This window comes from Proteus sp. G2669 (assembly GCF_009915245.1).
Taxonomy (GTDB): Bacteria; Pseudomonadota; Gammaproteobacteria; order Enterobacterales; family Enterobacteriaceae; genus Proteus.
This window is the reverse complement of the sequence record NZ_JAABLX010000055.1, coordinates 422019-434857: the sequence shown is the minus strand read 5'-3', so window position 1 is coordinate 434857 and position 12839 is coordinate 422019. Positions and strand designations below refer to the sequence as shown.

At 37.1% G+C, this 12839-nt stretch carries 12 protein-coding genes; 11 read left to right on the top strand and 1 reads right to left on the bottom strand.

The genetic code is table 11. From position 1 onward, the window contains the following. Positions 1–22 precede the first annotated feature (22 nt). The 11 genes from GWI68_RS19540 to GWI68_RS19490 all read left to right on the top strand — a co-directional run bounded on the left by GWI68_RS19540 (position 23) and on the right by GWI68_RS19490 (position 12282). Positions 23–3079: an FAD-binding and (Fe-S)-binding domain-containing protein gene (locus GWI68_RS19540; protein ID WP_166541364.1), complete on the top strand. Its 3057-nt coding sequence runs from the start codon at positions 23–25 to the stop codon at positions 3077–3079. Next, positions 3076–3489 (top strand): 1,4-dihydroxy-2-naphthoyl-CoA hydrolase, encoded by a 414-nt coding sequence (gene menI, locus GWI68_RS19535; RefSeq protein ID WP_072070326.1) that lies wholly within the window; start codon positions 3076–3078, stop codon positions 3487–3489. The genes GWI68_RS19540 and menI overlap by 4 nt, the downstream gene beginning before the upstream one ends. 170 nt (positions 3490–3659) lie before the next feature. Then, positions 3660–4280: a hypothetical protein gene (locus GWI68_RS19530; protein ID WP_166541363.1), complete on the top strand. Its 621-nt coding sequence runs from the start codon at positions 3660–3662 to the stop codon at positions 4278–4280. Between the two features lie 417 nt (positions 4281–4697). After that, positions 4698–5066 carry a Fe-S cluster assembly scaffold SufA gene (sufA, locus tag GWI68_RS19525; RefSeq protein WP_166541362.1) on the top strand — a complete coding sequence of 123 codons (369 nt, stop codon included), beginning with the start codon at positions 4698–4700 and terminating at the stop codon, positions 5064–5066. 17 nt (positions 5067–5083) lie between these two features. Continuing rightward, on the top strand, positions 5084–6586 hold the full coding sequence (gene sufB, locus GWI68_RS19520) for a Fe-S cluster assembly protein SufB (RefSeq protein WP_109408688.1): 1503 nt from the start codon (positions 5084–5086) through the stop codon (positions 6584–6586). Positions 6587–6630: 44 nt separating this feature from the next. After that, the gene (gene sufC / locus GWI68_RS19515) at positions 6631–7377 is read left to right on the top strand and encodes a Fe-S cluster assembly ATPase SufC (RefSeq protein WP_072070316.1); all 747 of its coding nucleotides are present in this window, start codon (positions 6631–6633) and stop codon (positions 7375–7377) included. Further along, the gene (gene sufD, locus GWI68_RS19510; protein WP_166541361.1) at positions 7352–8659 is read left to right on the top strand and encodes a Fe-S cluster assembly protein SufD; all 1308 of its coding nucleotides are present in this window, start codon (positions 7352–7354) and stop codon (positions 8657–8659) included. The genes sufC and sufD overlap by 26 nt, the downstream gene beginning before the upstream one ends. An 11-nt stretch (positions 8660–8670) precedes the next feature. Continuing rightward, positions 8671–9909 (top strand): cysteine desulfurase SufS, encoded by a 1239-nt coding sequence (gene sufS / locus GWI68_RS19505; protein WP_166541360.1) that lies wholly within the window; start codon positions 8671–8673, stop codon positions 9907–9909. Positions 9910–9932: 23 nt separating this feature from the next. Beyond that, positions 9933–10361, top strand: coding sequence for a cysteine desulfuration protein SufE (gene sufE, locus GWI68_RS19500; RefSeq protein WP_166541359.1), 429 nt, complete (start codon positions 9933–9935; stop codon positions 10359–10361). A gap of 117 nt (positions 10362–10478) precedes the next feature. Then, entirely contained in the window at positions 10479–11396 is a 918-nt protein-coding gene (locus GWI68_RS19495) for a L,D-transpeptidase family protein (protein ID WP_166541358.1), read from the top strand. Between the two features lie 196 nt (positions 11397–11592). Further along, complete coding sequence (locus GWI68_RS19490; RefSeq protein ID WP_166541357.1) at positions 11593–12282, top strand: hypothetical protein; 690 nt, start codon at positions 11593–11595, stop codon at positions 12280–12282. A 74-nt stretch (positions 12283–12356) separates the two neighbouring features. Here the strand turns inward: GWI68_RS19490 and GWI68_RS19485 are convergent, their stop codons facing one another. After that, positions 12357–12596, bottom strand: a complete 240-nt coding sequence (locus GWI68_RS19485) for a major outer membrane lipoprotein (RefSeq protein ID WP_036937280.1) — start codon at positions 12594–12596, stop codon at positions 12357–12359. Positions 12597–12839 lie beyond the last annotated feature (243 nt).

Sequence of the window (12839 nt, the reverse complement as noted above, 5' to 3'; positions counted from 1 at the left end):
TTAGATTAAAGAGCTATAACAAATGATCCCACGTATATCGCAAGCACCGCAAGTTAGTGAACTCACAACAGAATTTCTTGATACTCTTCGAAAAAATGGCTTCACCGGTGATATCTCCAGCAGTTATGCTGATAGACTCACTATGGCAACAGATAATAGTATTTACCAGTTATTGCCACAGGCGGTGGTTTTTCCTCGCTCAACGGCTGATGTAACTATTGTTGCACGCCTAGTCGATGAACCCAAATTTCATTCGCTTTCTTTGACACCAAGAGGCGGAGGTACCGGAACCAATGGGCAGGCATTGACTGATGGTATAGTGGTTGATTTATCTCGTTATATGAAACGTATTATTGAGATAAATCCAGAACAACGTTGGGTTAAAGTTGAAGCTGGTGTGATAAAAGATGAGCTCAATCTGTTTTTAAAACCCTATGGCTTTTTTTTCGCACCTGAACTTTCTACCAGTAACCGAGCCACATTAGGTGGAATGATTAACACCGATGCCTCAGGGCAAGGTTCTATGGTTTATGGTAAAACCTCTGATCATGTCCTTGGTGTTCGGGCTGTCTTGTTAGGTGGTGAACTGCTTGAAACCCGCGCCATGGATACGGCATTAGCCGAGAATATCGCACAAGAAAGCTCTGCTATTGGAAAGGTTTATCGAACTGTTTTATCCCGTTGCAAAGAACAACGAAAACTTATTCTTGAAAAATTCCCTAAATTAAACCGCTTTTTAACGGGATATGATTTGCGTCATGTTTTTAGTGATGACATGAAACGCTTTGATTTAACCCGAATTTTAACCGGTTCAGAGGGCACGCTGGCTTTTATTACTGAAGCAACGTTGGATATTACGCCAATTCCCAAACAGCGCAGTTTAGTCAACGTAAAATATGATTCGTTTGACTCTGCATTGCGTAACGCGCCTTTTTTAGTTAAAGCCAATGCACTTTCTGTTGAAACTGTTGATTCCAAAGTCTTGAATCTTGCTCGTGAAGATATTGTGTGGCATTCCGTCAAAGAATTGATCACAGATGTACCAGATAAAGATATGCAAGGCCTTAATATTGTTGAGTTTGCGGGTGATGATGAAGTATTAATTCATTCTCAAGTTACATCATTATGTCAACGTTTAGATTCATTAATGAAAGAGGGGCAAAGTGGTGTTATCGGTTATCAAGTGTGTGATGATTTAGCGGATATTAACCGTATTTATGCCATGCGTAAAAAAGCGGTGGGTTTATTAGGTAATGCAAAAGGGCAAGCAAAGCCCATTCCCTTTGTGGAAGATACTTGTGTACCACCAGAACATCTTGCTGATTATATTACCGAATTTAGAGCGTTACTTGACAGTCATCAACTCAATTATGGCATGTTTGGGCATGTCGATGCAGGTGTATTACACGTAAGACCCGCACTTGATATGTGCGATCCACAACAAGAATTGTTGATGAAATCTATCTCAGACGACATTGTCACGTTAACAGCCAAATATGGTGGGTTACTCTGGGGTGAACATGGAAAAGGCTTTAGAGCGCAATACAGCCCTGAATTTTTCGGTGAAACGCTCTATCATGAACTGCGTCAAATCAAAACGATATTCGATCCTCGAAATAGGCTTAATCCTGGGAAAATCTGTCCTCCGTTAGAGGTTGATGAACCTATGAAACAAGTTGATACCATTAAACGAGGCACCTTTGATCGCACCATCCCTTTATCTGTTCGTCAAGATTTTAAAGGAGCTTTAGACTGTAATGGTAATGGGCTTTGCTTTAATTTCGATGCGAAAAGTCCAATGTGTCCTTCTATGAAAATTAGTGGGCAACGCATTCATTCACCTAAAGGGCGAGCTGCGCTAGTAAGAGAGTGGTTACGTTTATTAACAGAGCAAGGTGTTAACCCAAAACAACTTGGATCTAGCCTAGAAAATAACAAACCTAGCTTAAGAAGTTTGATTGAAAAAACACGTAATACATGGAAAGCCAAACGTGGCGAATATGACTTTTCTCATGAAGTGAAAGCGGCTATGAATGGCTGTTTAGCTTGTAAAGCCTGTTCAACTCAGTGTCCGATTAAAATTGACGTACCGTCATTTCGTTCTAAATTTACTGAATTGTACCACCAGCGCTACTTACGGCCATTAAAAGATCATATTGTTGCGAATGTTGAATTAACAACCCCTATCATGGCTAAAGCGCCAGGATTCTTTAATTTCTTTATGAAGCAACCTTTGGTGCAGTCATTAAGTAAACATACTATAGGAATGGTAGATTTACCGCTACTGTCATCGCCAACATTAAAACAACAATTAGCAGGTCACCACGCTCTAGATATGACGTTAGAAGATTTAGAACGTTTATCTGATAAGCAACGAAGTCATTATGTGCTGGTGGTGCAAGATCCTTTTACCAGCTATTACGACGCAAAAGTGGTCGCGGATTTTATCAAACTTATTGAAAAAATTGGGTTTAAACCTGTTTTATTGCCTTTTTCACCCAATGGAAAAGCGCAACATATTAAAGGCTTTTTACAACAATTTAGTAAAACGGCACAAAAAACGTCAACCATGCTTAATCGTGTTGCAAAATTAGATATTCCAATGGTGGGAGTTGATCCCGCATTAGTGCTTTGTTATCGCGATGAATATCGTGAAATTTTGGGTGATAAACGGGGTGATTTTAAGGTTCAACTCGTTCATGAATGGTTAAATAAATTAGTGAGTGAACCAATAGCTGTTCGCGATGATGCTGAAAAATGGTATCTTTTCGGGCATTGTACGGAAGTAACGGCACTACCACAAAGCATGAAACAGTGGCAGACAATTTTCCAACGTTATGGGCAACAACTCGAATTTGTAAGCACAGGATGTTGTGGAATGGCTGGTACTTATGGACATGAACTGAACAATTATGAAAACTCATTAGGCATTTACCAACTCTCATGGGGTAATGCACTAAAAACATTGCCGACAATGCGTTGCTTAAGCACAGGGTATTCGTGTCGTAGTCAAGTAAAACGTATTGATAATATTGAGCTTAAACACCCACTACAGGCGCTATTGGAGATTATGCCATGATATGGAAACGTGAAACGACAATCGAGCATCTTAATCATATTGGCCAAAATAATATGATGAGCCATTTAGGTATTGAATTAACGTGCCTCGGCGATGATTATCTTGAAGGAACAATGCCTGTTGATCATCGTACAAAACAACCTCTAGGTTTGCTGCATGGTGGTGCTTCTGTTGTTTTAGCTGAAACCCTAGGATCGGTTGCTGGGTATCTTTGTACCGAAGGTGAACAGAAAATTGTGGGTTTAGAAATTAACGCTAATCATATTCGTTCAGCCAGAGAAGGTAAGGTGAGAGGGGTATGTAAACCTATTCATTTAGGGCGTTCTCACCAAGTTTGGTCAATAGAAATATTTGATGATGAAGATCGTCAAGTATGTATTTCAAGATTAACCACATCAGTTATTTCTTAAGAAAGTAAAAAAATTAAATGCACAAAGTGAAATACTCGCTTTGTGCGTTTTTATTTATAGATAATGAGAAAAAGAATAAAAATAGAGAACAAAAATAGAAATTATTCTTTATTTAGATTTTATTTTTAATGATAATCATTATCTTCATAATAAAAGAAAAGACGCTCACAATGTTAACTATTTCAAAATTCAACACCGCAGCATTATTAATTGCAGGTTTATTACTCACCGGATGTGATAATAATTCTACCTCTAAAACGAGTAATGATGTAAGTAATATTCCAGTACAAACTATTTCTGGTTTTAATATGGCGTATCCCACTTCATTTTCAATGAGCAGAGAAGATACTGAAAACTATTTTAAAATATTGCCTGATAATGTTCAGGACGTTACAACAGAAATGATAGTTTATAAGTCAAAGCCTATTTGCGATTTATCAGAAGTTCGTCTGGTTTATTTTAAAATGGCCGATGCAATGACTTACGATGTGGATGCTGGAGCACAAGGCATCGTTGATAATATTGCGATAATTGATGGTATGAATGAAATTTCTACATCAATAAAGCCATTAACCATTCCGAGTGTTGAAAGCAGACATGTTCTTTTTGAAGGGAATATGGCAAGAGAAAATGTAAGCTATGAAGGTGTTTTAGTGGCAGATCTAAGCACAAATCGCGTTTGGCAATTACAATTTATTAGTACAATAAACAGCCAATCAAACAAGCGGAAATACAAACAAGTTATTGAATGTACAAGAGAACATATTCAAACCATTTCAATTAATAAATAAGTTCAGCAAACACACAATACAATAAGAAGTTATTCCATCAGTGGTGCTATCTTATCCCGCATAACAAGCATAAAAATGAAACGTGTGCACAGTAAACATCATCGTGTAGATACATATTTTTATGCTTTTTTCTCTCGATTTCAGTGATAACATATAAAGTGTATTTATATTGCAACTTATATGCTTATTGTGCGAAATATAATAAAAATTAAAAGTTTTATTTTTTGTTATAAAAAAAGATAAAAGTGATATATTACATAGCGTTAAAAATAAAATTTAACAAATTTAACGCAATAATAGAACAAAAAACATACATTTGCATAATATCCTTTCAAAAGACATGGTTGAAGTGATAAGGGTTATCATTACCATTAGTGTCAGGAAAGATATCAATCTCCTTTCGAAATGAGGTCAGAAATGACAAACAACGTTGAAACTTTTTCTCTTAACGACACAGCTTGGCAAGGCATTGTACTGACGGATAATGCAGCAAAACATATTTGCCATTTAGTTGAGAAAAACCCTGAAAAACAGGGGCTTTCCTTAAATATCAAACCCTCTGGTTGTACTGGGTATGGTTATGTTATTGAACTCGCTACAGGCCCAAATGAAGATGATATTGTGTATGAACATAATGGTGCAAAACTGTTTGTTTCATTGAAAGCAATGCCATTCATCGATGGGCTTGTTGTTGATTATGTTCGTGAAGGACTTAATCAAATGTTTAAATTTAATAATCCTAAAGCTCAAAACGTCTGCGGATGTGGTGAGAGCTTTGGGGTATAACATAGTGAAGTCAGATTATGTCTCAGAGCAATGTTGAAATTGGTGATGAAGTTCAGGGATGGCTAAGCGATCACCACTATAAAGAAGGTTTTTATACCGATATATCAACCGATACCTTAGAAAAAGGATTAAATGAAGCGGTTGTACGTGCAATATCGGCAAAAAGAAACGAGCCAGAGTGGATGCTGGAATTTCGTTTAGATGCTTATCGCCATTGGTTAGAAATGGAAGAGCCGCATTGGCTAAAAGCAGATTATCCATCGCTTAATTATCAAGATTATAGCTACTATTCTGCACCTTCTTGCAGTTCATGTTGTGCTAACGGTAGTTGTGCTGGTGGTGCAAATGAAGCAGTAACTAGTGATAAACAAGCTGCGCAAGATTATTTAACTAAAGAAGTTGAAGATGCCTTTAACCAACTGGGTGTCCCTGTAAGAGAAGGGCAAGCGGTTGCAGTTGATGCGATTTTTGACTCTGTTTCAGTTTCAACAACATATCGTGAAGAGCTTGCTGAACATGGCATTATTTTCTGCTCATTTAGCGAAGCTATTCAAGAATATCCTGATTTAGTGCGTCAATATTTAGGCACCGTTGTATCAAGCCATGATAACTATTTTGCCGCACTAAATGCCGCAGTCGCGTCTGATGGAACTTTTGTCTATATTCCAAAAGGGGTACGTTGCCCAATGGAATTATCGACTTATTTCCGTATTAATGCGGCTCAAACAGGTCAATTTGAACGAACTATTCTGGTCGCTGATGAAGGCAGTTATGTCAGTTATATCGAAGGTTGTTCAGCGCCGGTTCGTGACAGTTATCAACTTCACGCCGCTGTGGTTGAAGTCATTATCCATAAAGATGCTGAAGTAAAATATTCTACTGTACAAAACTGGTTCTCTGGTGGCGATAGTGAAGGAGGCATCCTTAACTTTGTAACTAAGCGCGCTATCTGTGAAGGCGAAAACGCCAAGATGTCGTGGACACAGTCAGAAACAGGTTCTGCAATCACTTGGAAATACCCAAGCGTGATTTTAAAAGGGGATAATTCTACTGCTGAATTCTTCTCGGTTGCTCTAACTAATGGCAATCAACAAGCAGATACCGGTACTAAGATGATCCATATTGGCAAAAATACCAAATCAACCATTATCTCTAAAGGTATTTCTGCGGGTAAAAGTCAAAATAGTTACCGTGGACTTGTGAAAGTTCTCCCTAGTGCAAAAAATGCCCGTAATTTTACACAATGTGATTCCATGTTAATTGGTACGCAATGTGGCGCACATACTTTCCCATATGTTGAGGTAATGAATAACTCAGCACAGCTTGAACACGAAGCGACAACGTCACGTATTGGTGAAGATCAACTGTTTTATTGTCGTCAGCGTGGATTAAGTGAAGATGATGCAATCTCAATGATTGTAAACGGATTTTGTAAAGACGTGTTCTCAGAATTACCGCTGGAATTTGCTGTAGAAGCACAAAAATTATTAGCAATCAGCTTAGAACATAGCGTTGGTTAAGTATTAATCAAATTCTGGGTGTAACGATACCGAAGGCATATATTATGTTAGATATTAAAAATTTACATGTCAGTGTTGAAGGCAATGAAATCCTGAAAGGACTAGATTTGCAAGTTCGTGCAGGTGAAGTTCATGCGATTATGGGGCCAAATGGTTCAGGTAAAAGTACCTTATCTGCAACACTTGCTGGTCGTGAAGAATATGAAGTAGATGAAGGTTCTATTACTTTCAAAAATAAAGATTTATTAGAATTAGAACCTGAAGATCGCGCAGGCGAAGGTATTTTTATGGCATTTCAATATCCTGTTGAAATACCCGGTGTTAGTAATCAGTTTTTCTTACAATCTTCAGTGAATGCAGTAAGAGAATATCGTGGGCAAGAGCCGTTAGATCGCTTTGATTTTGAAGATTTTATTGAAGATAAAATCAAATTACTGGATATGCCTCAAGATTTGTTAACACGTTCTGTTAACGTGGGATTTTCAGGTGGTGAGAAAAAACGTAACGATATTTTGCAAATGGCCGCACTAGAGCCTGAACTATGCATTTTAGATGAGACCGACTCAGGACTTGATATTGATGCATTAAAAATCGTGTCTAATGGTGTTAATAGCCTACGTGATGGTAAACGTGCATTTATTGTTGTAACACACTACCAACGTATTCTTGATTATATTAAACCTGATTTTGTGCACGTGCTTTATCAGGGAAAAATCATTAAATCAGGTGATTTTTCATTGGCGCAAAAATTGGAGGAACAAGGTTATGGCTGGCTTATTGACCCTCAATGAAAAGCGTGAAAAACAGCGCCAAGTTGAACTACGTAATCAACAAGCACTAAAAACGTTTTCTGAGTTATATCATCAACGTAAAGGTGACGATAACCTCAACGCTCACAATCATTGGTTGCAAGTTGAGAAAGTAGGTTTTCCTGTTTATCGTCATGAAGATTGGCACTATACGCCATTAGATGAGACGTTAAGCCAAAGTTATCAACAGCTGTCACCTTTTGATGTGCAAAATTTAATTGCTAAACATGCTTTAGCGCTTGATTGCTATCGTATTGTGATGGTGAATGGTACGTTTTCGCCAACAGAAAGTAGTGAAGAATTTGGCCCTTATCAAGTAACCTTACTTGATAACCAGAGCGAGTTACCAGAAGCCGTCAATGGTGAAATTTTTCTGCATTTAGTTGAAAGTTTAGCGCCACATCCTTTGCTTATTACACTGAAAAACGGTGTTATTGCGGATAAACCGCTTTATATTCTTAATATTACACAAGGTGAGCATGGTGCAGAGGTGAATAACGCGAATTATCGTTTTCATCTTGATGTGGGTGCTAATACACAAATGCAGGTCATTGAGCACTATATCAGCAGTAACAATGAAAATCGTCATTTTACAGGCGCAAGATTAACGGCAACGATTGGTGATAATGCCTCTTTTAGCCATATAAAATTAAGTTTTGAAAATGCAGAAAGTCAGCACTTTGCACATAATGATATGACTATAGGTCGTGATGCTCGTGTTAATAGTTATGCTTTCTTATTGGGTGCTAAACTCAGCCGTCATCACACGAGTTCTGCGCTAAAAGGTGAAAATACAGAGCTTTCGATGAATAGCGTTGTATTACCTAAAGCAGGTGAAATTGCGGATACTCGTACTTGGTTAGTTCATGGTGAGAAAAATTGCCAAAGTCGCCAACTACATAAAAGTATTGCAATGGATGCAGGAAAAGCCGTATTTAACGGTATGATCACTGTTACGCCACAAGCATTAAAAACAGACGGTCAAATGACTAATAACAATCTGTTGTTGGGTGATAAAGCGCAAATTGATACTAAACCACAGCTTGAAATTTATGCCGACGATGTGAAATGTAGTCATGGTGCCACGGTAGGTAGAATTGATGATGAACAATTGTTTTATTTACGTTCACGGGGTATTACTTTAAGTGACGCTCGTAAAATGATTATTCATGCATTTGCCGCTGAGTTAACTGAATCGATAGAAAATAGTGTGATTAAATCGCTTGTATTAGACAGAATTAATCAGCGCTTATTAGAGGTATAAAATAAGGCATTATGACGCATTCCATTGAAAAAGCGCGAGATGACTTTCCAATCCTTTCACAACAAGTGAAAGGAAAACCATTGATTTATCTCGACAGTGCCGCAAGTGCTCAAAAACCGGCTTGCGTCATTGAACATGAAAAGCAGTTTGCCTTAACACAATATGCCGCGGTTCATCGCGGCATTCATACGTTAAGTGCGAATGCGACAACGTTAGTTGAAAATGTCCGTAAAAAAGCCTGTGATTTTTTAGGTGCCAATAGCGAAGAAGAGATCGTTTTTGTTAAAGGAACAACGGAAGGGATCAATCTAATTGCGAATGTTTATAGCCAACGATTCCTAAACGATGGTGATAATATCATCATCACAGAAATGGAACACCATGCGAATATTGTTCCGTGGTATATGCTGGCAAAACAGTATGGTTTTCATGTCCGTATTTTACCATTATTGCAAGATGGTACGCTGGACTTAAGTCAGTTGCCTAGTTTAATTGATGAACGAACAAAATTACTTAGTATTACGCATCAATCAAATGTATTAGGTACAGTGAATCCTGTTGCACAAATTATTTATGATGCTCGGCAATATGCTTCTCAACAAGGTGGTGAATTACATATTTTGGTTGATGGTGCGCAGAGCGCAATGCATCAATCCATTAATGTTTCACAACTTGATTGTGACTTTTTTGTTTGTAGTGCTCATAAGCTTTATGGACCGACAGGGATTGGTTTGTTGTACGGTAAAAAAGCAGTACTCGATGAATTGCCACCTTGGGAAGGCGGTGGTGCAATGATAAAACATGTCCATATCAATGGTGATATTACCTATGCGGATGCGCCTTGGCGTTTTGAAGCCGGTACGCCTAACATTATGGGGATGATTGGCTTAGGTGCCGCATTAGATTATCTTTCAAATTTAGGCATGAATAATATTGCGGAATATGAAAATAGTATAATGAAGTATGCACAAGAGCAGCTACAAAAAGTAAAATCATTAACGCTGTATGGCAATGATTCTCGCCAAGGTGTGATAGCTTTTAATTTAGGTAAACATCACGCTTATGACGTGGGGGCTTTTCTTGATAATTATGGTATTGCGATCCGTACCGGGCATCATTGTGCTATGCCAATTATGGATTATTATCAAGTTCCAGCAATGTGTCGCGCATCTCTTGGGTTGTATACCAATAAAAACGATATAGATGCACTGGTTAATGCGCTATTGCGTATCGAAATGCTATTAGGTTAAAGATTAAAACAAAGAGGTTATTCATGGCAGTTGCTAATTTGCCAGATGAAGCAAAATTATTACGCAATTTCTCTCGTTGTCAGGATTGGGAACAACGTTATCTTTATATGATGGAGCTAGGTGAGCGTCTTCCTCCTTTAACAGATGAACAACGCATTTCAGCTAACTTTATTGAAGGTTGTCAAAGCCAAGTTTGGATCGCTGTTTCTCTTAATGAGAGTAAGCAACTTATCCTTGCTGGTGATAGTGATGCAGGCATTGTTAAAGGACTAGTTGCCTTGGTTATTATCTTATTTCAAGGTAAAACAGTTGAGCAAGCTTTAGTGACGGATGTAAAACATTATTTCTCATCATTAGCCCTGGAAAGTCACTTAACACCATCTAGAACACAAGGTTTACATGCAATGGTGACAACGCTTATTAGGCGTTTTTCAGAATACACTGTGGCGTAAATGTTACCTGATCCCTCATTAATGATCTAAACTGACTAATTATATGAATAGCATAACAATGATAATGTTATCATCATAATAGTCAGTTTATTTTATTTCTAACACACGGGATAAACGATGAAAAAATGGTTAACTCTCTTGGGTGCATCGCTATTAGGGATGAGTAGTCACTTATCTTATGCTACAGAATACCTATTACCTGATGATGGCCAGCGTATTATTGGTAATAATCAATCTTACATTGTGCCGGATGACAAGCGTTCACTAGAAGCGATAGCGTCTGAATATCAAGTGGGATTGCTCAATATGATGGAAGCAAACCCAGGTATTGATCCTCTTCTACCCGATGCCGGTAAAACATTAACTATTCCGTTGCAGATGATTCTACCTGATACTGTACGAAAAGGTATTGTTATCAATCTTGCCGAATTGCGCCTTTATTATTATCCCAAAGAAGGTGGTACAGTTGATGTTTATCCTATCGGTATTGGCCAATTAGGGCGTGAAACACCTGAAATGGTGACTTCTATTTCTCAACTTATAAAAGATCCCACTTGGACACCAACGGCCAATATTCGCAAAAATTATGCAGCAAAAGGAATAACATTACCTGCGGTTGTTCCTGCTGGCCCTGAAAACCCTATGGGGGCTTATGCGTTAAGATTGGCTCATAGTAGGGGGGAGTACCTTATTCACGGTACTAACGCTGATTTTGGTATCGGTTTAAGAGTTAGCTCAGGCTGCATTCGTTTACGTCCAAATGATATTGAGACATTATTTAATGTAGTGCCTAAAGGAAGCCGAGTTCAGGTTATCAATAAACCGATTAAATTTACTGAAACTGCAGACGGTAGACAATTTATTGAAGTTCATCAGCCACTGTCCCGCAATGAAGATGACGACCCACAAACCATGCCTTTTACATTTACGAAGCAATTTAATGCTTGGTATGAAAGTGGCAAAGTCGATAAAAATAAAGTCGATGCAGAGCTTATTCGTCGCTCGGGTATACCTATGGATGTGACTATTGATTAGATATCTCATAAAGTTATAGAAAAAAAACAGATGCTTATAAGCATCTGTTTTTTTTATGAGTAGCTAATTTATATAAAAACAATTTAAAATCATAAAAGTGTATTATTTAACATTAAATTAACGATTACTTCCTTAATATCAAAAATATCTTTTGTTGATATAGGTAAATTGCAGTTATGAAATTGATTCAAATAACATGGTTAGTACTTTTGAACGTGTTACTTCTAGTATTGAAAACAAATTTAGCCAGCTATCCGATTTATTAATATCAATTAAAAATAGTGCCAAAACATTGTTGTTAGGTAGTGAAGAACGTAAAAAAGAAAATATAAACTGGATATGTGCAAAATTGATTAATCGTATTACGGTACCGATTAATCATAAATATGACACCATAAATGAAAAAAAACTGTCGCTTGAGGCCACTATCAGTTCTCGATTTAAACAGAATTCACTGTCTGGAAATACCACTAAACTATTTAGTTTAGTCAAGAATGAGCTTTTAAAACAACAGAATAATAGGCTATCGTTTACTGATGGTCATCCAAATAAGCAAGTCAACTTAATGTTGGCGGCATTGTATGAAGTACATGAACAAGCTAGTGCCTTCATAAAAAACAAAATTCATCCAGGGTTGAATTTGTACTTGAAATCACAAATAGAGTGTTTAATTAAAGATAATTTTATTATTGAATATAAAACAGGAAATGAAAAGAGTACTGTAAACAATGAAAATAGTAAATTTATTGATTTTCTTAGTAATATGCATGAAAAATACAAAGATGAATTGAATAATCATAAAAAAGCATTGAAAGAAAAAATAGAATATAAAATTGAGGAATTCTCCAAGCTTCAAGAAAATCTAAAAGAATATAATCTGATATAAATCAAAGCCCTAACTATGTTAGGGCTTTGTGATTAATGCTTACCTAAAGCTTTTGAGCTTATCGGTGAGTCAAATTACTTTTTATAAGTAGTGACTTGGTTATCTAAACGTTGATTAGCACGAGCGGCTTCGTCATAAGCTGATTTAGCTTCAGCACGAGCAGATTGTACATCACTACTTAGTTGTTGAACTTGAGAATTCAGGCTACTTACATCAGAAGAGATTTGATCTAACTGTGCATTATTACTAGAAGAACAACCTGCTAATAAGCCTGAAGCCAGAATTACCGCACCTAGTACAAGTTTCGCTTTCATAGTTACAACCTCTATTATTAATTTGTGTAAAGGAACAAGTAGCATTTATATGAAGCCATTAATAAGTATGGCACAGATATAAGAAAATGCTGGGTTTATTTACCATATTCTACTTACTCATTAACTGAACAATAGAAAAAATAACACCTAAAACGCAAATATTCAGTACAAAAAATGCGTGTTATTTCACAAAAGAATTTTATTCATAAAAGTCTGATAGAAAAACATATTATCTGCTCTTTT